Below are 21,359 nucleotides of genomic sequence, written 5' to 3'. Positions count from 1 at the left end.
ACCGCCGAGCCCCGCCCGTCCGTCAGCACGTGGTCGATGGCCACCAACGGCGGCAGCGAGCGCCCGTGCGGCCACGTGGGGGTGAGCCCTGCCCGGTGGACGCCGCCGCGTCCGTGTAGCCGGTGTCCAGCAGCCGGCGGAACACCGCGTGGTCGAGCGTGGCGTTGAAGTCGCCCGCCAGGATCCGGGGCGCGCCAGAGGTAGGCGCGGGCGGCAGAGACGCCACCCCCGCCTCCCACTCCGGCACCGTCGAAGGCACGGGCGCGACCGGGTGCACCACCACCGCCTCCACGGCGGAGCCGCCGGGCAGCGCCACCTCCACCACCGGCATGTGGTGCCCGACCGGCTGGAACAGGCCGGTCCGCTCGGTCATCGGGTAGCGGGAGTACACGCCGCTGCCCTCCGGGCCGCGGAAGTCGGCCTTCCCGACGTGGTACGGCAGCAGCGTCGCCAACCCGGTGGCGGCCAGCCGGTCCTCGGCCGAGTACGTCAGCTCCTGGATGCTCAGCACGTCCACGTTCAGCCGCCTGGCCAGGCCGACGATCACCGACGCGTCGCCGCGCCCGCCGTTGAGGTTGGCCGTCAGCACCCGCAGCGGCCGCCCGCCCGCCGAGGCGTCGCCGCTCCCGAGCGCCCGCGGCAGCACGCACCACGCCAGGCAGGCGCACACCGCCAGCATGATCGCGACCGCCGCCCGGCTCCGTGCCAGGGCCGCGATCCCGAGCATCAGCAGCGCGGCGAGGGCGAAGTACGGAGTGAAGGAGACCAGCGGGATCAGGAACACGCCCGCCTCCAGCCCGCCGAGCCGCACCACCGTCCCCGCCGCGAACAGCACCGCCACCGCGACGGCCAGCCGCCCCCGCCACACCCAGCGGGGCCGCGCCCGCCGCTCCGTCTCCACGACCTCTCGCACCAGCACAGAGGCAGACGTTAAGCGGGCTTTCTTAACGACACATGAGGATCACACCTGCGTGAACATGAGGAATGTGGCCGGGTGGACTTGAGGAGCGCGGACGGGGACCGAGGGCGCTCGTGGGGGACTGGATGGCGCGTGTGCGGGGACATGGGGGCGAGTGTGCGGGAAGTGACAGCGAGTGTGCGGGGACGCGAGGGGGCGCGGGCGTGGGTGGGAGGGTGCGTGGTCGGTGCTGCCTTAGGCTTGCTGGTTGTGGGCCGGAAGGCGATGATCCTGGCGGTGGCGGTCGTGACGCTCGCGGCCTGTGGCGGTCAGCCACGCCCGGCGGGCCCTGCCGCCTCGCCCAGCACAAGCACAAGCACCGGCACCGGCACCGGCACTGGTTCTGGTACGTCGCCGCGCACCCGGAGCCCGGCCGCGTCGCCCACCGCCGGCTCCGGGACGACCCGGGCCGGGCTGGCCGACGACGTCAACGGCGACGGTTACGCGGACCTGGTGGCTGAGTTCGGCCCCGCGGATGCCCGGCGTCTCGCGATCGTCCCAGGCTCGTCACGGGGGCTCGTCCCGGCGAAGGGCGTGGTCGTGCCGCCCGAGACGTTCACCTCGTGGTCGCTCGGCGGCGGCACCAGGGCCGACTTCGACGGCGACGGTTACGGCGACGTCCTCGGCTATGGGGCGCCGCAGGGCCCGGAGCAGGTGCAGGGCCCGTACCTCCTGTGGGGCGGCCCCGGCGGGGTCGCGGCCAGGACGCGCCCCACCCCGGTACGTTTGCCCGTGGCGAGCGGGCCGGCGAGCTACCGGGCCGTCGCGGGCGACTTCGACGGTGACGGCGCCGCCGATCTCGCGGTGGCCACCCCGCCGAAGCAGGGCGGGCTCGCCTCCGACCTGACCCTCCTGTACGGGCCGTTCACCCGGCAGGGCGCCGCCGCCAGGAGCGAGGCCCGCCCGTCGCCGACCGGCGCGGACTTCTGGAGGATGACCGCCGACGACATCGACGGCCGCCGCCCCACCGCGCTGATCGTCCACCAGGGCGACGACGGCGAGCAGACCAGCGGCGTGCTGCTCACCGCCGGCCCGGACGGCCTGGCGCGGACGGGGCGGAAGCTCAACCCGGGCATGGCGGTCGCGTTCGGCGACTTCGACGGCGACGGCGCCAGGGACGTCGCGGTCGGCGACGACGGCAGCCGCAACGACGAGCCCGGCTACGAGACCGAACCGCCGTCGGTCGATCGCACGCTGACCGTCTACTACGGCAACGGCCGGCAGGCGGCCTTCAAGGGCTCCTCGGGCGCGGCGGTCGCCGGCGACTTCGACGGCGACGGCCACGACGACCTCGCCTTCGGCCGCGCCGACCCCGTCCCCGGCGGCGATGGCGGCGGTCGCGCCTCTGGCCGCGATGGCGGCCGGGTGTCGTCGCGGCAGGCGACCGCCCCCAAGGTCTTCCGGGGCGGCCCCGACGGTCTTCAGGCCGGTACGGAGGTCGGCGGCCTGGGGGCGGCCACGCCGCTGGCGGCCGGGGACTACGACGGTGACGGGGACGACGAGCTCGCCTTCGTCCAGGGCGACGACGACACCACGATCGTGGTGACGGACGGGAGGAAGGTTCTGGCCCGGTTCGGCACCGCCGACGTGCCGTCGTAGCCGCCCCCGCTCAGCCCGCGGGTCTCGACCATGAACGGCGCGTCACTCGTGGTCGCGCATCCACAGCTCCACCAGCTCATTGGTGTCTTCGGTCAGGAAGGAGACGCTCTTCTCCCGGTGGTCGATCCGGATGCCGACCGGCCGCAGGTCCGGCAGGAGCGGGCCGTGCAGGGCCTGCGGGTGGGGCTGCTCCTCGTAAGCGCCCGGCCGCCACCAGTAGAGCCGCGGGCTGATCGGCTTGTCGCCGGACTCGAAGAGCCGCTGCGACAGCTCCTGCAGCGCCTCCATCGCGGCGAACAGGTGCACGTCGCCGATCTCGTGCACCAGCATGTACTCGGGCAGCGGGAACGACACCAGCGCCCCGCGCGGCGCCTGCCCGGTGTGCCGGCGCAGCACGTGGACGTGCGCGCCGACGTAGCGGTGGGCGCCGCCGACGTGCGTCACGGGCACGCCGTGGACGGTCGCGGACTCCCGGTAGTGCGGCTCGTCGTCGATCGAGCGCGCCAGCGCCCCGCCGAAGACGGACTCCTCCGGCAGGTCGCCGAGGCGGGAGCGGTCGAGCGGCGCGATCGAGTCGGGGTAGTCGATGACCACGGCCTCCACCAGCCCGGGTGCCAGCCGCCTGGCCACCAGCGCGTCGAGCATGCCGCCGAGCGCCTCCTCCGGATACAGCCGCACCCGCAGGTCGGCCTCCGGCACGTCGGCGCTCGCCCGCTCGAACGCCTTGGCCGCCTGCTCGGCGTAGGCGGCCGCGGCCTCCTCCAGCCCGGCGGGGCCGTAGCTGAGGGCATGCTCGCGCCAGGAGCCGATGTCGGCGTTCGCGCTGGCGCCGCCGGCCAGCCTGATGCTGATCGTCGAGGGATCGGGCAGGGTCGCCTCGAGCCCCCGCTGCGCGAACGCGCGCACCAGGGCCTGGCCGATGACGTCTGTTTCCATCATGGACGCCGAATGTATCGCTCCCGCCCGACAAGAGCGGAACCGGAGACGCCGATGGTGAGAGGGCTCCTCACCCCCAGACGAGGCGGGCCGTCTCGACCACCAGCTCCAGCTTGCGCCGCTCCTCGTCCACGGTGAGCAGGTTGCCTCGGGAGGTGGAGGCGAAGCCGCACTGCGGGCTGATGGCGAGGTTCTCCATGGGGACGTACTTGGCGGCCTCGTCGATGCGGCGGCGCAGCTCGTCCTGCGACTCCAGGGCCGGCACCTTGGAGGAGACGAGCCCGAGCACGACGACCGTGCCCTGGGGGACGAACCGCAGCGGCTCGAACCCGCCGGCCCGCTCCGTGTCGTACTCCAGCAGGAACCGGTCGACCGGCACCTCGCCGAACAGCCGCTCCGCCACCGGGTCGTAAGCGCCCTTGGCGGCCCACGCGCTGCGGTTGTTGCCGCGGCACAGGTGCAGGGCGACGGTGACGTCCGGGTCGAGCTCCTTGGCCGCGCGCACCTGCTGGGCGTCGACGGCGACGGCCGCGTCGAGCAGGGTCTCGGCGTCCGGCGCCGCGGGCCCCAGGACGCGGGCGCGGAAGCCGGGGTCGATCACGAAGTCGTAGGCCAGGGAGTCGAGCTGGATCCACCGCACGCCCTGCGCCAGCAGGCGCCTGATCTCCTCGACACGCAGCGCGACGAGGTCGCGCAGCAGGTCGGCGGGGGTCGGGTAGGCGTCGGCGCTGAGGTCGGGGTGCCAGAGCAGGTGTCCCATGGACGAGCTGACCATGGTGATCTTGTACGGGCCGGGGGCGTGGCGGGCCAGGAAGCCGGCCTCTACGGAGGTCAGGTTCGCCTTCTGGGTGAGCTTGCCGGTGGCGACGACCATGTCCCAGCTCGTCTCCTCCGGCGGCACGGGCTCGCCGTCGCCGCGCCACCACTCGGTGGACGGCAGCGGGACGGGCGTCACGCCGTCCAGCGACTCCAGCAGCCCCGCGAGCCACGTCTTGCGCCGCATCTCCCCGTCGGTGAACACCTCCATCCCGGCCTGGCGCTGCAGCTCGATCGCGGCGAGCGCGGCGGCGTCCTCCAGCTCGGCCAGCTTGTCGGCGCCGATCTCGCCGCGCTCGCGCGCCTGCCGGGCCTCCAGCAGCTCGGGCGGGCGCAGGAGGCTGCCAACGTGCTCGGCATGGGGTGTCGCGGGCATGCTTCCTCCTCGGATGTGCGATCGGGGGCGCGGTGTCGCGCCGGCCGTACGATCAGCGTCCACCGGCCGGGGGCGGCCGTCCACCCCCGGATCACTCATGGTGCAGCACGGCCGCGATCGTGACCCGCGCCGCCGACCGGGCCGGGACGAACGCGCCCAGCACCGCGATCACCACCCCTGCCAGCGTGAGCAGCGCGAGCAGCGGCCCCCGCCACACGTCCACCATGAACGCCGGCAGCGCCAGACCGGCGGCGTCGGCCATGGCCGGGACGACGAGCCGGTGCGCGGCCACGCCGACGGGGATGCCGAGCAGCCCGCCGGCCGCGCCGAGCGCCGCCATCGACGTCACCATCATGGCCGTGACCTGGCGCGGCGTCATCCCGATGGACTTCAGCACGCCGATGTCGCGCCGCCGCTCCCTGGCGTCGAGCACGACCGTGTTGAACACGCCCAGCGCCGACACCGTGCCCAGCAGCAGGGTGAGCAGGGACGCGAAGCCGATGACGGCCACCGTCGTGCGGTCCGTCGCCGACTTGGCGGCCGGGTACAGGCCCGGGTCGGCCGCCCGGACGGCGGCGTGGTAGGCGGCGACGTCGGTGCCGGGGGCGAGGCGGACCTCGTACTGGGTGGCCCGCTGCCCGGGCACGAGCGCCGTCAGCGTGCTCCAGTCGGCCTGGACGAGGTCGGCGGCGCCGTCCATGGTGGCGCCGACGACCGTCGCCTCCGCCCGGCCGCGGCCCATGGACAGCGTGAGCCGGTCGCCGACCTCCAGGCCGCGCTTGGCCAGGAACGCCGACGGCGCCACGACCTCTCCCGGCCCGCGCAGCCAGCGGCCCTCGACGACCGTCTCGCCCAGCGTGCCCGAGTCGCCCCGCAGGAACCTGCCCTGGATCGGCTGCGGATGGCCCGCCAGGTGCAGGTTGACCCACGCGTCGGCGGTCACGTGCACGGTTCCGGGCAGGCCGCGCAGCAGCGCCTCGATCTCCGCGTCGCCGTGCCGGGGCGGCGTCTGGTGGTTGCGGGCCTGGCCGGCGTGGACCACCGTGTGCACGTACCCGACGCGCTGGGCGGCCGCGCCGTACGCGGTCATCGTCATGGACAGGCCCGCCGCCAGCGTCACCGTGGCCGCGCCGAGCACCACCGCCGCCAGCGTGAGCGCGGCGCGGCCGGGCCGCCCGAACGGCAGGCCCAGCCCGAGACTGACCGGGCGCGGCAGCGGCGCCCCGCGAGCAGCCGCTGCACCCGCAGCCCCCGCCCCCGCCCGGGAGGCGCGCCCGCGCTGATCGCCCGGGCGGCGCTCACCCGGTGCGCGCGCAGCGCGGGCACCAGCGCCGCGAGCACGGCCACGGCCGGCATGCCGGCGAGCGTCGCCGCGTACACCCAGGGGCTCACCACGACGGTGAACAGGCCCTGTCCCACGCCGTTCAGCAACGGCCGGGCGGCGGCGGCCCCCGCCGCGGTGCCGAGCGCGGCCCCGGCGACCGCCGGGACCAGGACCATCGTCAGGTAGACGGCGACCACCTGGCCCGGGGTGAACCCCAGGGCCTTGAGCAGCCCGATGTGCCGGAACCCCGCCACGACCGCGCCGCTCACCACGTTCACCACGATGAGGACCGCCACCACCAGGCCGAGCACCCCGAACGCGGTCAGGAACGGCAGGAAGGCCGCGACCTCGCGGCCCGCGTCGCGCTTGACCGTGAGATACGACTGGAAGCCCAGCAGCGCCCCGCCCGGCAGGCCCGCCGCGATCGCGGCCGCGCCCGCGCGCACCTCGGCGTCGGTCGCGGCGGCGGCCAGCCGGTAGAGCATCTGCGTCGCGGACGGGCGCAGCGTGGCGGCCTGACCCGGCGTCACCCACGCCTCGGAGCTCCTGCTCACGCTGGAGGCCAGGCCGACCACCGTGAACGCCTGCCCCTCCCGCACCGTGAACCGCACCCCGAGGAGGTAGGAGAAGAACGCGTTCGGGGGCCGGTCCAGCACGATCTCACCCGGGGCGGCGGCCCAGCGGCCCGCCCAGAGGTCCAGCCGGTCCACCGGGCCCGCGGGCGAGGGGCGGCCGACGACGGTGAGCGGGCCCGGCGGCAGGTGCTCGAACGTCTCGGGGATCGTGACGGTGGCCTGCGCGAACGGCCCCGCCGCCGCCTCGACCCCCTCGTTGCTCGCCGCGAGCGCCGCCGGTGGTGCCTTGAGCGGGTCGTACGAGGCCACGACGTGCGCGCCCCGCTGCCCCTCGAAGGCCCGCTCGAACGGCGCCGACACGCTCTCCAGCAGGCCCAGCGCCACCACGATCGCCACCGTCGAGCAGAACACGACGACCCCGAGCACGAACGTCTGCACCCCGCGCCGCCGCACCGCCGCCCGCGAGGCCCGCCACACGGCTCCCGCACCCGGCCTCACGACGCCCGCTCCGGGCTGTGTTCAGGCAGGCCGTGCTCGGACAGGCCGTGCTCGGACAGGCCGTGCTCCGCCACCACGCGCCCGTCGCCCAGCTCGACCGTGCGGCTGGCGCACCGGGCGGCCAGGCCGGGATCGTGCGTGACGATCAGCAGCGTCTGCCCGATCTGGTTGAGGTCGATCAGCAGGTCCATCACCTGCTCGCCGGAACGGCTGTCGAGCGCCCCCGTCGGCTCGTCGGCCAGCAGCAGCGCGGGACGGTTCATCAGGGCCCTGGCCACGGCGACCCGCTGCCGCTCGCCGCCGCTCAGCACCGCCGGGTAGGCGTCCTTGCGCCCGGCGATGCCCAGCTCCTCGAACAGCTCCGCCGCCCGGTCCCGCGCCTGCCGCGCCGGCGTGCCGGTGAGCTGGGCGGCCAGCGCCGCGTTGTCCAGGGCCGGCAGGTCCTCGATGAGGTTGAAGAACTGGAAGATCATGCCGATGTGGCGGCGGCGGAACAACGCCAGCTCCGTCTCGTTCATCGCCCCGAGGTCCTGGCCGGCCACCTCGACCGTGCCCCGCGTCGGACGGTCGAGGCCGGCGATCATGTTGAGCAGCGTGGACTTGCCGCAGCCCGACGGCCCCATCACGGCGACGGCGTCGCCCGCGCGGACGTCCAGCGAGACGCCGTCCAGCGCCCTGGTCGCGCCGTACTCCTTGTGGACGTCGCCGAGCCGCACGACGTGCCGTTGAGTGTTCATGGCTCGAAGCTAGATCGCGCGGCGACGGGGGCGCATCCCGCCGGGGATGTAACCGGGGCGGCCGTCATCCCGTGGATGTAGGGCCGCAGGAGGATGCCGATCGCGGCGCGCCGCGCGAAGATGATCGGATGTGGGAATGGCCGATCGCCGCGCTGGCGCTCGCTTGCGGCCTGGTGGTGCTGCTGGCGGTCGCTCTCGTACGCACGCGGCGGCGCTACCGGGCCGCGCTGGCCGAGCAGGGACGGCTGCTGGAACGCGAGCGCGAGCGGGCCGCGCGCGCCGCCGTGGACGCCGAGCGCGCCCGCATCGCCGCGGAGCTGCACGACATCGTCAGCCACAACGTCAGCCTCATGGTGGTGCAGGCCGGGGCCGCCAGGGAGGTGCTGCCCACGATGCCGGGCACGGCCGAGACCGCGCTGCGGGCCGTCGAGGCGGCCGGCCGCGACGCCATGACCGAGCTGCGCCACCTGCTGGGGCTGCTCGCGCCCGCGCCCGACGGCGACGACCGGGACGACGGCGCCGAGCTGGCGCCGCAGCCCGGGCTGGGGCAGCTCGGCGCGCTCGCCGACCGGATCGCGTTCGCCGGGCTGCCCGTGGAGGTGCGGGTCTCCGGCGAGCCGCGGCCGGTGCCCGCCGGGATCGACGTGACCGCGTACCGGATCGTCCAGGAGGCGCTGACGAACGCGCTCAAGCACGGCGACGGGGCGAAGGCCGAGGTGAGTGTCCGCTACACCGACCAGTACCTGCGCGTGGAGGTGCTCAACAGCGGGCCCAGCGTGCTCACCGGCACCGCCCGCCGGCCGCCGGACGGCGAGCGGCCGGCCGGCGGGGCCGGGCGCGGGCTGCTGGGGCTGCGCGAGCGGGTCGCGGTGTACGGCGGCGACCTCGACGCGCGGCGCCGGCTCGGCGGCGGCTACCGGGTACGCGCCAGGATCCCCCTGGAGCGCCCGTGAACCCGGCCGGTGCGGAGCGCACACCGCCCCGCGTGCTGATCGCCGACGACCAGGAGCTGGTCCGCGTGGGTTTCCGGCTCATACTGACCGCGCGCGGGATCGACGTGGCCGGCGAGGCCGCCGACGGCGAGCAGGCGGTGGCCGAGGCGCTCAGGCTCGCCCCCGACGTGGTGCTGATGGACATCCGCATGCCCCGCACGGACGGCCTGGAGGCGACCCGCCGCCTGCTCGTCCATGACGCGCACTGCCGGGTGATCATGCTGACCACGTTCGACCTCGACCGGTACGTCTACGCCGCCCTGGCACTCGGCGCCAGCGGCTTCCTGCTCAAGGACGTCACCCCCGAGCACCTGGCCGCCGCGGTCCGCCTGGTCGGCACCGGCGACGCGCTCCTGGCCCCCTCGATCACCCGGCGCCTGGTCGAGCGGTTCGCCGCCGCCGACCGCGTGCCCGGGCCGCCGTCCTCCCGCGCGCACACGGACCTGGCGACGCTGACGCCGCGCGAGCTGGAGGTGCTGACCCTCATGGGCAAGGGCCTGTCGAACGCGGAGCTGGCGTACGCGCTGACGCTCAGCGAGGCGACCGTGAAGACGCACGTGGCCCGCATCTTCACCAAGCTCGCCCTGCGCGACCGCGCCCAGGCGGTCGTCGTCGCCTACGAGACGGGCCTGGTCACGCCCGGAGAGAAGTGACCACGCCGGGTTTCGGACCACGCCGGGGCTTCAGACCAGGCCGGGTTTCAGACCAGGCCGACCATGAAGCCTTCGTCCTTGATGCCCAGGTACGCCCCAGGCCGGTACTGCCGCATGGCCCGCTCGATGACCGGGATGTACTTCGGGTTGGAGCCGAGCGGCAGCCGGTAACCGTTCCTGACCGTGTGGAACTCCCACAGGTGCTCCATGTCCGGGTGCCGCCCCCGGAACCCCGGGTCGGCGGGGAACAGGTCGAGCCTGACCATCGTCCTGCGCACGAGGTGGTCGGCGAGCTTGACACGGCGCTGCACCGTACGGGAGATGCCCACCCCCGACAGCTCCGCCCACGCCACCGCCCACGGCCTGCCCTGCGGGTCGTCCCAGCGCACGCCGAAGCCGTCGAAGACGAGCCGGCGCGGGCGGCCGACCTTCTTCCACGCGATGAGCGGCAGCAGGCCGATGACCAGGAACACCAGCCCGATCACCCCGACGGCGACCCCCGCGCCGGCGCCGCCCGTGGTCTGCCCGGTCAGCGCGGAGAAGATCGCGATCAGCCCGATCACGCCCGACACCGAGCCGCCGATCAGCGCCCTGGCCTTGGCGTCCGCCCCGACGTCGAGCACGACGGGAGGCGGGGTGAACGGCTGCTGCTGCGGCGGATAGGGGGCGTTGTAGGCGGGTTGCTGAGGGCCGTACGTCATGGCAGGCCAGGCTAGCCGCGGCCGGCGGGCGGCCCGGCACGCTTCAGGGTTTTGCGAAGCGTCCGCCCTGCCGCGAACTTTGGCACCCCGTCCCTTCGTTGATCAACCAGGACGGTGCGGGAGAGGGACACGTACATGGGGCAGGCCGGGGCGATCGCGGGCATCGACGGATGGATCGGGCGGCAGGACGACGTGGACCGCGTCGTGTCCGCGCTGACCAGGCAGGAGAGCGGGCTGATCGTCGTGGTGCCCTCGGTGGACGGCGTCGAGGGGCTGGGGGTGACCGCCGTCGTGGCGGCGGCGCTGCGCCGTCCCGAGGTGGACGAGCGCTTCCCCGGGGGCGTCGGCTGGCTGAACGCCGGCGGCACGCACGTCGAGGACCGCGCCGCCGAGTTCACCGAGGTCCTCGACCGGCTGCATGGGGAGGACGTCGAGCTGTACTCGCACCTGGAGCTGAGCGACCTCGTCGGCGCCGCCAACGACGACGAGGCCGTCGGCGAGCTGCTGCGCGAGCAGATTTTCCGGCCGGGGCCGCGGCTGATGGTCGTGGACGGGCTGCGGCACGCGGGGCAGGTGGTGCCGCTGGCGTTCGCGGTGCCGGGGTGCACGTGGCTGGTCACGGCGCGGGCCGCCGGGGAGGAGCTGCCGTTCGCGGCCACCGTGCGGGTCGGGCCGATGCCGCCTGACGAGAGCCTGGCGTTGCTGCGCCGCGACCTGCCCGCCCTGGACGCCGGCACGGCCGCCCGGCTGGCGGAGCTGACCGGCGGATGGCCGCTCGCCCTCACCATGGCGCACGGGCTCATCGTCAGCCAGGTCGTCACCGGCGAGCCGGCCACCGAGGCCGCCGCCCGCCTGGCCGCCGGGCTGCCCGGGCCCGTGGACCTGGCCGTCCCCGCCTCCAGGGCCCGCCTGATCGGCGCGCTCGTGGACCACGCGCTCGGCTGGCTGCGCACCGTGGACCCGGCCGCCGCCACGCGGTTCCTCCAGCTCGGCCTGTTCGACCACGACGAGGGCATCCCCATCGGGGTGGCCGCGCTTCTGTGGAGCTCCGGCGGAGGCGTGACGGGCGGGCAGATCGGCGCGCTCATCGCCCGGCTGGAAGGGCTGAGCCTGGTACGGCGGCGCACCGACCAGCCCGTGCTCGGGCTGGCGGACGCGGTCGCCGAGCGGGTGCGGGAACTCCTCGGCGCGGACGGCCTCCAGCGGGCCCGCCGCGCCCTGACCGAGGCCGACCCCGGCGACACCCCGAAGGCTGGGCCGACCTGCCCGGCACGGGGGAGTGGATGCTGCGCAACGCCGTCCGGCTGCACGCGGAGGCGGGCGACGAGGACGCGGTGCGGGAGCTGGTCCGCGACGTGACCTGGCTGGCCTCCCGCATCCACCACTCCGGCGTCGAGGCCGCCCTGGAGGACCTGGACCGGGCCGGCGGCGCCGCCGCCTCTGTCGCGCGTGTCCTGGCGGGCTCGTCGCACCTGCTGGAGAGCGCGCGCGAGCTGGGCGTCGGCGTGCTGCCCACGCTCGCCGCCCGCCTCCACGCGGCACCCGGCCTGGGCGCGGACCTGCGGCGGTGGCTCATCGAACGGGGGTCGCCGTGGCTGGAGCATCGCGGGACGCCGCCGGACCTGCCGCACCAGGCGCTCCTTCGTACGCACCGCACCGGCTCCGCCCGGATGACCGGCCTGGCCATGTCACCGGACGGCGCCTGGGTGGCCGCCGCCGGGGACCACGGGCAGGTGGCGCGCCGGCACCTGGACGACACCCCTCTCCGTGGGCTGGTCGGGCACGAGAGCGCGGTCACATCCGTGGCCGTCGCGCCCGACGGCACGTGGCTGGCCACCGCGAGCTGGGACCGCACCGTCCGGCTGTGGGAGCCGGACGGGCGGCAGCGCGCCGTCCTCGACGACCTGCCGGGGCCGCCCGAGACGGTCGCCATCGCGCCGGACGGGACGTGGGGGGTCGCCGGCGGGGACGGCTTCCTGCACTTCTTCTCCGCCGACGGCACGCCCCGCGGCACGCCTGAGGACGCCTGGGAGGCGTACGAAGCGGTGGCGATCGCACCGGACGGGACGTGGCTGGCCGCGACCGGGCCGGAGACCACCGAGCTGTGGAACGCGGACGGGACCCGCCGCCTGACCGTCGAGGCGATCTGGCCCGAGGAGGAGGCAGGTCTCGGTGGCGATGAGGGGGATCTTGGTGGCGAGGGCGGGCAGGTGAGTGGGGACAACGGCGCCGATGCGGTGGCCGTCGCCCCCTCCGGGGAGTGGCTGGCGCTGCTCAGCCGGCACGGCACCGTCCGCCTGCTGAACGCCGACGGCACCCGGCGCGCCGAGTCGCACACCGTCTTCACCCACGGCACCGGCCTGGCCATCGCCCCCGGCGGGCGCCGCCTGGCCGTCTCCACCTACGACGACGACATCGCCGTCCTGGACGTGGACGGAACCGTCCTGGCCCGCCTGAACGGCCACACCGACACGATCACCGGCCTGGCGTTCACCCCGGACGGCGGCCTCCTGGTCTCGGCGAGCGGCGACCGCACGGTCCGCGTCTGGGACGTGGACGCGGCCGTGCGGACCGGCCCCACCGAGCCGCCCGCCCACCACGACCTGCGCGGCGTCGCGATCGCCGGCGACGGCTCCTACGTGGCCACCGTCGGCCTGTCCGGCCTGACCCTGTGGAACCCGGACGGGACCGTCCGCGCCCGCGGCCCCAGGGAATGGCTGCGCAGCGTGGCCGTCGCCCCCGACGGCGCGTACGTGCTGGGCGTGGACCCGGAGGGCGGCATCCGGCTGCACGACCCGGACGGCGCCCTGCTCAGGGCCCCGGAGCCGGGCGCCGAGGGCATGATGGAGCCGACGTCGGCGATCTCCCCGGACGGCACGTGGATGGCCGTCGCCGCCGACCGTACCGTCCGCATCCTGACCCGCGACGGCGAGCTCCACGCGACCCTGCAGCCCCACGAGGAGGACGTGACCGCGCTGGCCGTCGCGCCCGACTCGTCCTGGCTCGCGGTCGCCTCGGGGTACGAGATCCGGCGCTGGACCAGGGACGGCCGCCCGCTGGGCCGGCTCGCGGAGACCGGCAGCCTGGTCGAGGCGCTGGCCGTCGCCCCCGGCGGCGGCCTCGTGGCGGTGGGCACCATCGGCGGCCCGGTCGAGCTGTTCGACCTGGCGGGGGCGCGCACGGCCCGGCTCGGGCCGGACGACTGGGTGTCCGGCCTCGCCTTCTCCCCGGACGGCACCCGCCTGGCCACCGCCGCCCGCCCCGGCTGCCTGCGCGTCTGGGACGTCGCCGCGTACGCGACGGAGTGCGGGATCGTCGTGGACGGCGAGCTGCACGGCTGCGTGTGGCACCCCGACGGCTCGGCCCTGTACGCGGCCGGCGACGCGGGACTGTTCGCCTTCACCTACCACCGTGGAACGTGACCTCGGGATCGGCGGGCAGCGGCTGCCTGCCGTTCCTGAGGTGCCGGTCGTAGAAGGCCGCCACGTACGTGCGGGTGAGCTCCACCGCGCGGCCCGCGGCGATCGTGCCGGGTGACGACAGGCCGGCCGCGCTCTTCGGGACGGCCAGGTCGGTGAAGCTGTCGTGCTCGGCGCCCGCCACGGTCAGCCAGCGCTTCCAGCCGCGCAGGGCCCGCCAGGTGTCGTCCCAGGTGCGGTCCCGGCCGGGGCTGTGCTCGCTCTGGCTGCCCATCAGCAGGAACGCGCGGTCGCCGAGGCCGGTCGCGGGGAGGGCGACGTTGACGGTGCCGTCGAGGTTGACGCCCGCCTTGATCCGCCGGTCGGCCAGCATGGTCGCCGAGGCGGCGTCACCGCCGAGCGAGTGGCCCGCCACGCCGATGCGCCTGCGGTCGATCAGGGCGGCCCGGCCCCAGGCGGGATGACGTCCGGTGAGCCGGTCGAGGACGAACGCGAGGTCCGCCGCCCGGCTCCTCGTGATGGCCGCCTTGCCGCCCTCGGGAGGTTTCGGCTGGTCGCACAGGGGCGCGCAGGTGAGCAGGCCGACTCCCGGGAACGTCGTGCCGGAGGACTCGTAGGCGTGATCCACCGCCGCGACGACGTAACCGCGGCTGGCCAGATCCTCGCTCAGGGAGGTGAGACTCGCGCGCGGCAGGCCCAGGCCGGGGGAGAGCACGACCAGCGGGTGCCGGCCGCCCTCCGGGGGCGCCCCGGCGCGGGCGTGGGTGCGGATGCCGCTGATCACCTGCGCCGGCAGGCCGCTGCCGGGCGCCTTCCGCCGGATGAGGGACGCGGCCTCCTCCTGATCCAGGTACGGGACGGCGGCGCCGGTGGCGGAGCGGGCCGGGTAGTACATCGAGACCATGAGCCGGCGCGGGCCCGAGGCCGGGACCCACGGATCCTTCCGGCTCTTGTCGACCAGGTACAGGACGTCGCGCCCGACCGGGTGGGGACCGGTGGGCCGGGGCAGCTCCAGCCGGAGCGCGGCCGGGGCCGTGGCTGTGGCTGTGGCTGTGGCCGTGGCTGTGGCCGTGATGGCGGCGGTGCCCGTCGCGGCGCAGGCCGCCGGGGCGAACGCGAGACAGACGGCGAGCAGGTGCCGGATCGGCATCATGGGGCTCCTTCGGAGATCAGACATCGCGGTGCCGTACGACGAGCAAGGCCAGGACGGCGGCGGCCGGCGGCCACGCGGCGAGAACGGCCCACGAGCCGGCCACCGTGGGCAACGCCGGGTCGTCACGCACCTGCGGCAGGCCCAGGCAGGTGCGCCAGACGTAGAAGGGGACCAGCGCGTACAGGTCGTTCAGCCACTGGTGGACGGTCGGCTGCAGGAACATCGGCACGACCACCAGCACCCCGCACACGGTCACCACGGCCCCGGCGGTGTGCCGCACCAGCGCCCCGATCCCCATCCCGGCCAGCGCCGACACCGGCGCGAGCAGCGCGTTGGCGGCCAGCACCCGCACCACGTCCGGATCCCCGACCGAGACGGTCAAGCCGCGCCCGGACAGGATCGCCTGGCTCACCCCGAACGTGGCCGCCGACACCAGCCCGCCGGCCACCAGCGTGACGACGCCCACGACGGCCAGCTTGGCGGCCACGACGCGATGACGAGCGGGAACGGCGACCAGGGTGGTGCGGATGAGCCCGGTGGCATACTCGCCGACGATCGCCAGCGCACCCACGGTGCCCGCACCGATCATGACCATGGTGGCGGTGAGCCCGCTGAACGCCTCCGCCAGCGAGGTGAACCTGGCCTTCTCCATCGCCGTGAACCCCGGCCAGGCGCGATAGGCGTCCAGACTGCTCTGGGCGGCGAAGGCGACGACGGCCGGCATCCCCAGCCCGAACAGCCAGCGGGTGGAGCGCAGCGACCAGAGCTTGATCCACTCGGCGGCGAGCAGGTCACCGAAACGCCCGCCCCCCGCCATCACACGCCCTCCTTCCGGGCCCCGCTCCGCGAGGCGGCCGACGAGCCGTCGTCGCGCCATCCCGCCTGTCCGCCGGCCTTGAGCGCACCGGTGCGGTGGTCGGCGTGGGCGGCGGTCAGCTCCATGAACGCCTGCTCCAGCGAGGCGGCACGCGGCGCGAGCTCGTACAGCGGGATCCGCCGCTCGAACGCCAGCTCGCCGACGCGGTCGGCGCTCAGCCCGGTGACGGTCAGGACACCGGCACCGGCACCGGCGCGGTCATGCCGCACGTGGGCGCCCGCCTCGACGAGGACGGCGGCGAGCTCGGCGGGGTCGGGAGTGCGCACGATGACCGACGCACCGGTGCCACGCGCGGCGAACTCGGCCACACTCTCATCGGCGATCAGCTCCCCGCGCCCGATGACCACGAGCCGGTCGGCGGTGTGCTCCATCTCGCTCATCAGGTGGCTGGAGACCAGCACCGTCCGCCCCTCCGCCGCCAGCCGCCGGAACAGCCCGCGCACCCAGCGCACCCCCTCGGGGTCCAGCCCGTTGACCGGTTCGTCGAACAGCAGCACCGGCGGATCACCCAGCAGCGCCGCGGCGATGCCGAGCCGCTGCCGCATCCCGAGCGAGAACCCGCCCACCCGGCGCCGCGCCACCCCCTCCAGCCCGACCTCCCGCAACACCTCACCCACCCGCCGGCGCGGGAGACCGTTGCCGCGCGCCAGCGCCCACAGGTGCGCCGCCGCACTGCGCCCCCCGTGCACGTCACCGGCGTCCAGCAGCGCGCCCGCATGCCGCAGCCCCGCCCGGTGCCGCACGAACGGCCGGCCGCCGATGGTGGCGCTGCCGCTGGTGGGACGGTTCAGCCCGAGGATCATGCGCAGGGTGGTGCTCTTACCCGCACCGTTCGGCCCGAGGAACCCGGTGACCAGACCGGGCCGCACCGTGAACGTCAGCCCGTTCACCGCCGTCACCTCGCCGTATCGCTTGGTCAATCCGTTCACTTCGATCACCCGACCAACGGTGGCGCGCACGAGCCCCCGAGACATCGGGCCACGGGCCCGTTTCCGTACGGGCGGGGTGGCCTGGGGGCCTAGGCCCGTGGGCCGATGCCTGTGAGCAGGGGGATGACTACGATCGGCGGGGTGCGTGACGAACGGCCCGGACCACCCCTGACCCTGCGCCTGCCGGCGGCCGCGCGGGCGGCGCTCACCTGGGCGGCCGTCATCGCGTGCGTGCCGCTCCTGTACGCCGTCACCCTGGCCGAGCAGGAGAGCCTGCTCCCGGTGGGCCTGCCGCACCTGGCCTTCGCCGCCGCCATGGCGCTCCCCCTGGTGTGGGCCAGGCGGCGGCCGGGCGCGGTGCTGGCGGTGCTGCTGGCCGAGACGTTGGCGGCGGTGGTGCTCGGGCAGCCCGCCGAACGGGCCTGGCCGCTGCTGCCCGCGTCCGACCTGCTGCTCTGCTTCGTCACGGCCACCCGCCCCCACCGCACCGGCCTGCTCGCCGCGACCGCCACGCTGGTCGCCCAGCAAGCGGCCTGGCACGCGTCCCTGCTGGCCGAGGGGCTGCGCGTGCTCGCGCCTGGGTTCCTCGCGCTGTCGGCGCTGCTGGCGGCGGGTGTCGCGGTCGCCTGGACGGCGGGCACGGTGCTGCGGCAGCGACGCGAGTACGGCGCGGCTCTGCGCGCGCACGCCGAGCACCAGGCGCTCACCGCCGAACGGCTGCGCATCGCCCGGGAGGTGCACGACACGGTCGCGCACAGCATCGGCGTCATCGCCATCCAGGCGGGAGCGGGCGCCCGGGTGATCGACAGCCGCCCGGACCAGGCGCGAGCCGCACTGAGCGCGATCGAGTCGACGGGAAGACAGACCCTCCAGGGCCTGCGCCACCTCCTCGGCCCACTCCGCGACCCCGCCGTCACGGGCACAGGAGCCGGTGGTGTGGAGGCGGGGTTGGCGGATCTCGATCGGCTCGCGGCGACGGTCACGGCCGCGGGCGTCCACGTGGAGGTGCACCGCAAGGGGCATCCGCAGGTCCTGCCCCCCGCCGTCGATCGGTGCGCCTTCCGCGTCGTCCAGGAGTCGCTGACGAACGTCGTACGGCACGCCGCCGCCGGCCACTGCTCGATCGTCCTCGACCATGCGCCCGGCGAGCTTCGTATCGACATCACCGACGACGGTCGCGCCCCGACGGCCCCCGCCCCGTCCGGTGGTTACGGGCTCGTCGGTATGCGGGAGCGGGTTGCTCTGCTGAACGGCCGGCTCGCCGCGGGTCCCCGTCCCGAGGGTGGCTGGCGGGTCACCGTCACTCTTCCCCTCGCGGCCACCCGCGTGGAGGTACGGTGACCGTTCGTGTCGTCCTGGCCGACGATCAGCCTCTGATCCGTGCCGGTCTGCGCATGGTGATCGACACCGACCCCGGCATCGAGGTGGCGGGGGAGGCGGGGACGGGAGCCGAGGCCGTGCAACTCGTGAGGCGGCTCAGGCCCGACGTCGTGGTGATGGACATCCGGATGCCTGCCATGGACGGCATCGAGGCCACCCGGGCCGTCACCGCCGAGTCCCCGGCCACCCGTGTGATCATGCTGACCACGTTCGACGAAGACGCCAACGTCTACGCGTCGTTGCGGGCGGGGGCGAGTGGTTTCCTGGTGAAGGACATGGCGCTGGAGGACATTCTGGCCGCCGTTCACGTCGTCGCCGCCGGGGACGCCCTGCTCGCGCCCGGCGTGACGCGGCGGCTCATCGAGGAGTTCGCGGGGCGGCCCGAGCCGCGTCCGCGTCCGCGTGAGCTCGCCGGTGTCACGGCGCGTGAGCGAGAGGTGCTGACTCTGGCCGGTCGGGGGCTGTCGAACGCGGAGATCGCGGCGCACCTGCACATCAGCCACGGCACCGCCAAGGCTCACATCGCCAGCCTGCTGGCGAAGCTGGGTGCCCGCGATCGGGTTCATCTCGTCATCGCCGCCTACGACGCGGGATTGGTCACCCCGGCCTCCTGACCAAAGCCTGGCCTCCCGGGAAGAGCCCTGGAACGCGGGTCCGCCGGGTCTACGATCGGGGGCGTGGAGCTGTGGGAGCGTTCCGCGACGCTCGAACTCCTCGACGGCCTGCTCGGCGAGTGCGCGCGCGGCGGCGGCCGGGTGGCGGTGGTGGCCGGGGAGGCGGGCATCGGCAAGTCGGTGCTGGTCAACGAGTTCGCGCGGCGGTGCGGGGCGCGGGCGCGGGTGTTGTGGGGCGGCTGCGACCGGCTCGTCACCCCGCGCGCCCTGGGGCCGCTGCACGACATCGGCCGCCAGACGGGCGGTGTCCTGGCGGAGCGGCTGGGGGCGGGTGCGGCGCAGGAGGAGATCTTCGCGGCCTCTCTGGAGGAGCTGTCCGGCGCCACCGGCGCGCCGGTGGAACTGGCCGGCGCAACCCGCGGGTCGGTGGCGATGAGCGGGCCGGAAGCGGTCGGCGGGTCGGTGGCGGCTGGCGGGCGGGCGGCGGCCGGCGGTTCGGCGGTGGTGAACTGGTCGGGGCGGCGAACTGGTCGGCGTCCGTCGCGCCCACGCGCCGGGTGCCGCCCGTGGTCGTGGTGGAGGACGCGCACTGGGCCGACGAGGCCACGCTCGACTGGCTGGTGTGGCTGGGGCGGCGGATCGGCCGGCTGCCGGCGCTGCTGGTGGTGACGTACCGGGATGACGAGGTGGGGGCGGAGCATCCGATCCGCGGGGCGCTGGCCGCCCTGCCGAGCGCGATCGTCCGGCGCGTGCGGCTGCGGCCGCTCTCGTACGGGTGCGTGACGGAGCTGGTACGCCGGGCGGGCCGCGACCCGGCGACCGTGCACCGGCTGACCGGCGGGAACCCGTTGCTGGTGACGGAGCTGCTCGCCAGCGAGGGCCCGGCGGTGCCGGCCACGGTGCAGGACCTCATCCTCGACCGGCTGTGCTCCCTGCCGGAGCCGGCCAGGGAGCTGGCCAGGCTGGTGTCCGTGCTGCCGACCAGGGCGGACGCGGCCGTCGTGGCGGGAGCCGCGGACCTGGTCGAGACGTGCGTCGACGCGGGGGTGCTGGTGCCGTCCGGTGACGGGGTGGCCTTCCGTCACGAGCTGTTGCGCAGCGCCGTGGAGGAGTCGCTGTCGCCGGCCCGGCGGGCGGCCGCGCACCGCCGGGTGCTGGGCGTTCTCGCGCGGACGCCCGGGGTCGATCCGGGCCGGCTGGTGCACCACGCGCTGAACGCCCGCGACGAGGCCGCCGTCCTGCGTTACGGGCAGCTGGCCGGCATCGGGGCGGCCAGGCAGGGGGCGCACCGGGAGGCGGCGGCGCACTACCGGGCCGCGGTGGAGCACGCGGGCGGCCTGCCCGCCGAGCGGCGGGCGGAGCTGCTGGAGGCGTACGCGGAGCAGGCGTACCTGGCGGGGCTCGCCGAGGAGGCGCTGCGCGCCCGGCAGGCGGCGCTGGAGCTGCGGGAGGCGGAGGGGCGGGCGGGCCCGGTCGGCGAGAACCTGCGCTGGATCTCCCGCCTGGCCTGGTGGGCGGGCCGCCGGGAGCAGGCGTGGGAGGCGGCGGCGCGGCTGGTCACCGTGCTGGAGGACGGCGACCCGCAGCTCGCCATGGCCTACAGCAACCAGTCTCAGCTCCACATGGCCGCGCACCACCTCGACGAGGCCGTGGCGTGGGGCGAGCGGGCCAGGGAGCTCGCCGACCGGCTCGGGGACGTCGCGGCCTCCGTCCACGCGGAGATCAACGTGAGCACGGCCCGCCTCGTCCGAGGGAAGGCGGGGCGCCGGCGGCCCTGCGCGCCGCGCACGAGCGGGCCGAGGCGGCCGGGCTGGCCGACCACGCGGCCCGGGCGCTGGTCGTGCTGGCCACGGGGCCGGTCCAGCTCGCCGAGTACGGCGTCGCGGCCGCGCGCTCGAAGAGGCCCTGGCCTACACCGCCGGCCGCAACCTCGACGGCTATGTTCAGTACCTGCTCGGCGTGCGGGCCGTGGTGCGGGTGGAGGGCTGCGACTGGGACGGCGCGCTGGCCGACGCCGAGGCGTCGCTGGCCCTCGCGGTGAAGGGCGGGGTGGCCAGGTTCCCCGCGCTGCTGGCCAGGGGACGGATCCTGGCGGCCCGTGGCGACGCCGGGGCCGCGGCCCTGCTGGAGGAGGCGGCCGGGCAGGCCGAGCGCACCGGCGAGCCGCAGCGGGTGGGCCCGGTGACCGCCGCCCGCTGCGAGCACCTGCTGTGGTCGGGCGACGCGGAGGGTGCCCGTGAGGAGGCCGGTCGCGGGCTCAGTCTGGCCGTCTCCGTGCGGCACCCCGTCTACGCGGGGGAGCTGGCGCTGCGGCGGTGGCTGGCCGGCGGTGAACGGCGGGCGCCCTCGTGCGCGGCGGCGCCGTACCGGATGATGATCGGCGGCGAGTGGGCCGCGGCGGCGGCGGAGTGGGAGCGGCGCGGTGCCCGCTACACCCGCCTCTGGGCTCTGGCACTGGGCGAGCAGGGCGCGCCTATCGAGGCGCTGCGCACCCTTGACGGGCTCGGCGCCGCGCGGGCCGCCCAGTGGTTGCGCGGCGAGCTGCGCAGGCGCGGATTCACGCGGATCCCCCGCGGGCCGAGGCGGGCCACGGCCGCGAACGCGGCGGGGCTGACGCCGCGCCAGGCCGACGTGCTCGCGCTGCTGGCGGAGGGCCTGTCGAACGCGGAGATCGCCGCCCGGCTGTCCCTGTCGGCCAAGACCGTCGACCACCACATCTCCGCCGTGCTGGCCAAACTCGGCGTCGCCAGCCGGGGCCAGGCGGCCGCGCTCGCCCACCGGATGAACGGGCGGGGCGAGGCGGCAATTTAGGGAGATCTCCC

20 protein-coding genes are annotated in these 21,359 nt (G+C 75.5%); 10 read left to right on the top strand and 10 right to left on the bottom strand.

The features are described from left to right. Positions 1-22 precede the first annotated feature (22 nt). A complete protein-coding gene (locus tag KIS93_RS12075) occupies positions 23-919 on the bottom strand; it encodes an endonuclease/exonuclease/phosphatase family protein (RefSeq protein ID WP_186404120.1) in 897 nt (298 codons plus the stop codon). Positions 920-1,168: 249 nt separating this feature from the next. Here KIS93_RS12075 and KIS93_RS12070 point away from each other — a divergent pair, with 249 nt between their 5' ends. After that, positions 1,169-2,557 (top strand): FG-GAP repeat domain-containing protein, encoded by a 1,389-nt coding sequence (locus KIS93_RS12070; protein WP_080040143.1) that lies wholly within the window; start codon positions 1,169-1,171, stop codon positions 2,555-2,557. 42 nt (positions 2,558-2,599) lie between these two features. On the opposite strand, the gene KIS93_RS12065 is transcribed toward KIS93_RS12070, so the two are convergent. From KIS93_RS12065 to KIS93_RS12050, 5 genes are all read right to left on the bottom strand, one after another. Further along, positions 2,600-3,496, bottom strand: coding sequence for a hypothetical protein (locus KIS93_RS12065; protein ID WP_080040142.1), 897 nt, complete (start codon positions 3,494-3,496; stop codon positions 2,600-2,602). 67 nt (positions 3,497-3,563) lie between these two features. Next, on the bottom strand, positions 3,564-4,685 hold the full coding sequence (locus KIS93_RS12060) for a cobalamin-independent methionine synthase II family protein (protein ID WP_186404119.1): 1,122 nt from the start codon (positions 4,683-4,685) through the stop codon (positions 3,564-3,566). 91 nt (positions 4,686-4,776) lie between these two features. After that, complete coding sequence (locus KIS93_RS63305; RefSeq protein WP_222107415.1) at positions 4,777-5,826, bottom strand: ABC transporter permease; 1,050 nt, start codon at positions 5,824-5,826, stop codon at positions 4,777-4,779. After that, positions 5,802-7,082 (bottom strand): FtsX-like permease family protein, encoded by a 1,281-nt coding sequence (locus KIS93_RS63300; protein ID WP_222107414.1) that lies wholly within the window; start codon positions 7,080-7,082, stop codon positions 5,802-5,804. The genes KIS93_RS63305 and KIS93_RS63300 overlap by 25 nt, the downstream gene beginning before the upstream one ends. Further along, positions 7,079-7,819: an ABC transporter ATP-binding protein gene (locus KIS93_RS12050; protein ID WP_080040140.1), complete on the bottom strand. Its 741-nt coding sequence runs from the start codon at positions 7,817-7,819 to the stop codon at positions 7,079-7,081. Before KIS93_RS12050 ends, KIS93_RS63300 begins: the two co-directional genes overlap by 4 nt. A 128-nt stretch (positions 7,820-7,947) precedes the next feature. On the opposite strand from KIS93_RS12050, the gene KIS93_RS12045 reads away from it, so the two are divergent. Continuing rightward, a complete protein-coding gene (locus tag KIS93_RS12045) occupies positions 7,948-8,772 on the top strand; it encodes a sensor histidine kinase (protein ID WP_080040139.1) in 825 nt (274 codons plus the stop codon). After that, positions 8,769-9,464 carry a response regulator gene (locus KIS93_RS12040; RefSeq protein WP_080040138.1) on the top strand — a complete coding sequence of 232 codons (696 nt, stop codon included), beginning with the start codon at positions 8,769-8,771 and terminating at the stop codon, positions 9,462-9,464. Before KIS93_RS12045 ends, KIS93_RS12040 begins: the two co-directional genes overlap by 4 nt. 47 nt (positions 9,465-9,511) lie before the next feature. Here the strand turns inward: KIS93_RS12040 and KIS93_RS12035 are convergent, their stop codons facing one another. Continuing rightward, positions 9,512-10,165, bottom strand: a complete 654-nt coding sequence (locus tag KIS93_RS12035) for a hypothetical protein (protein WP_222107413.1) — start codon at positions 10,163-10,165, stop codon at positions 9,512-9,514. A gap of 114 nt (positions 10,166-10,279) precedes the next feature. Here KIS93_RS12035 and KIS93_RS12030 point away from each other — a divergent pair, with 114 nt between their 5' ends. Together KIS93_RS12030 and KIS93_RS12025 are read left to right on the top strand one after the other, a co-directional pair. Further along, the gene (locus KIS93_RS12030; RefSeq protein WP_186404118.1) at positions 10,280-11,524 is read left to right on the top strand and encodes a hypothetical protein; all 1,245 of its coding nucleotides are present in this window, start codon (positions 10,280-10,282) and stop codon (positions 11,522-11,524) included. Next, on the top strand, positions 11,449-13,587 hold the full coding sequence (locus KIS93_RS12025) for a WD40 repeat domain-containing protein (protein ID WP_186404117.1): 2,139 nt from the start codon (positions 11,449-11,451) through the stop codon (positions 13,585-13,587). The genes KIS93_RS12030 and KIS93_RS12025 overlap by 76 nt, the downstream gene beginning before the upstream one ends. Here the strand turns inward: KIS93_RS12025 and KIS93_RS12020 are convergent. From KIS93_RS12020 to KIS93_RS12010, 3 genes are read right to left on the bottom strand one after another with little or no spacing between them, the layout of a single operon-like run. Continuing rightward, positions 13,565-14,737: an alpha/beta hydrolase family protein gene (locus tag KIS93_RS12020; RefSeq protein ID WP_155127882.1), complete on the bottom strand. Its 1,173-nt coding sequence runs from the start codon at positions 14,735-14,737 to the stop codon at positions 13,565-13,567. The genes KIS93_RS12025 and KIS93_RS12020 overlap by 23 nt on opposite strands. Positions 14,738-14,753: 16 nt before the next feature. Next, positions 14,754-15,554, bottom strand: coding sequence for an ABC transporter permease subunit (locus KIS93_RS12015; protein WP_080040135.1), 801 nt, complete (start codon positions 15,552-15,554; stop codon positions 14,754-14,756). After that, on the bottom strand, positions 15,554-16,552 hold the full coding sequence (locus tag KIS93_RS12010; protein WP_186404116.1) for an ABC transporter ATP-binding protein: 999 nt from the start codon (positions 16,550-16,552) through the stop codon (positions 15,554-15,556). Before KIS93_RS12010 ends, KIS93_RS12015 begins: the two co-directional genes overlap by 1 nt. Before the next feature lie 132 nt (positions 16,553-16,684). Here KIS93_RS12010 and KIS93_RS12005 point away from each other — a divergent pair, with 132 nt between their 5' ends. The 5 genes from KIS93_RS12005 to KIS93_RS11985 all read left to right on the top strand — a co-directional run bounded on the left by KIS93_RS12005 (position 16,685) and on the right by KIS93_RS11985 (position 21,348). Beyond that, the gene (locus KIS93_RS12005; protein ID WP_222107412.1) at positions 16,685-17,884 is read left to right on the top strand and encodes a sensor histidine kinase; all 1,200 of its coding nucleotides are present in this window, start codon (positions 16,685-16,687) and stop codon (positions 17,882-17,884) included. After that, positions 17,881-18,537 carry a response regulator gene (locus tag KIS93_RS12000; RefSeq protein WP_080040132.1) on the top strand — a complete coding sequence of 219 codons (657 nt, stop codon included), beginning with the start codon at positions 17,881-17,883 and terminating at the stop codon, positions 18,535-18,537. Before KIS93_RS12005 ends, KIS93_RS12000 begins: the two co-directional genes overlap by 4 nt. A 63-nt stretch (positions 18,538-18,600) precedes the next feature. After that, positions 18,601-19,206, top strand: a complete 606-nt coding sequence (locus KIS93_RS11995; protein ID WP_186404115.1) for an AAA family ATPase — start codon at positions 18,601-18,603, stop codon at positions 19,204-19,206. After that, on the top strand, positions 19,104-20,777 hold the full coding sequence (locus KIS93_RS11990) for an ATP-binding protein (RefSeq protein WP_186404114.1): 1,674 nt from the start codon (positions 19,104-19,106) through the stop codon (positions 20,775-20,777). Before KIS93_RS11995 ends, KIS93_RS11990 begins: the two co-directional genes overlap by 103 nt. Continuing rightward, positions 20,719-21,348 carry a helix-turn-helix transcriptional regulator gene (locus tag KIS93_RS11985; RefSeq protein ID WP_186404113.1) on the top strand — a complete coding sequence of 210 codons (630 nt, stop codon included), beginning with the start codon at positions 20,719-20,721 and terminating at the stop codon, positions 21,346-21,348. The genes KIS93_RS11990 and KIS93_RS11985 overlap by 59 nt, the downstream gene beginning before the upstream one ends. Positions 21,349-21,359 lie beyond the last annotated feature (11 nt).

The sequence above is a fragment of the [Actinomadura] parvosata subsp. kistnae genome (assembly GCF_900323885.1).
GTDB lineage: Bacteria > Actinomycetota > Actinomycetes > Streptosporangiales > Streptosporangiaceae > Nonomuraea > Nonomuraea composti.
The sequence above is the reverse complement of the archived record's forward strand: the minus strand, read 5'-3'. Positions and strand labels throughout refer to the sequence as shown.

Bases quoted from the DNA above. Each gene is read 5' to 3' on its own strand.
- KIS93_RS12065 (WP_080040142.1), bottom strand. From the start codon at position 3,496: ATGATGGAAACAGACGTCATCGGCCAGGCCCTGGTGCGCGCGTTCGCG.
- KIS93_RS12060 (WP_186404119.1), bottom strand. From the start codon at position 4,685: ATGCCCGCGACACCCCATGCCGAGCACGTTGGCAGCCTCCTGCGCCCG.
- KIS93_RS12050 (WP_080040140.1), bottom strand. From the start codon at position 7,819: ATGAACACTCAACGGCACGTCGTGCGGCTCGGCGACGTCCACAAGGAG.
- KIS93_RS12045 (WP_080040139.1), top strand. From the start codon at position 7,948: ATGTGGGAATGGCCGATCGCCGCGCTGGCGCTCGCTTGCGGCCTGGTG.
- KIS93_RS12035 (WP_222107413.1), bottom strand. From the start codon at position 10,165: ATGACGTACGGCCCTCAGCAACCCGCCTACAACGCCCCCTATCCGCCG.
- KIS93_RS12025 (WP_186404117.1), top strand. From the start codon at position 11,449: ATGCTGCGCAACGCCGTCCGGCTGCACGCGGAGGCGGGCGACGAGGAC.
- KIS93_RS12020 (WP_155127882.1), bottom strand. From the start codon at position 14,737: ATGATGCCGATCCGGCACCTGCTCGCCGTCTGTCTCGCGTTCGCCCCG.
- KIS93_RS12015 (WP_080040135.1), bottom strand. From the start codon at position 15,554: ATGGCGGGGGGCGGGCGTTTCGGTGACCTGCTCGCCGCCGAGTGGATC.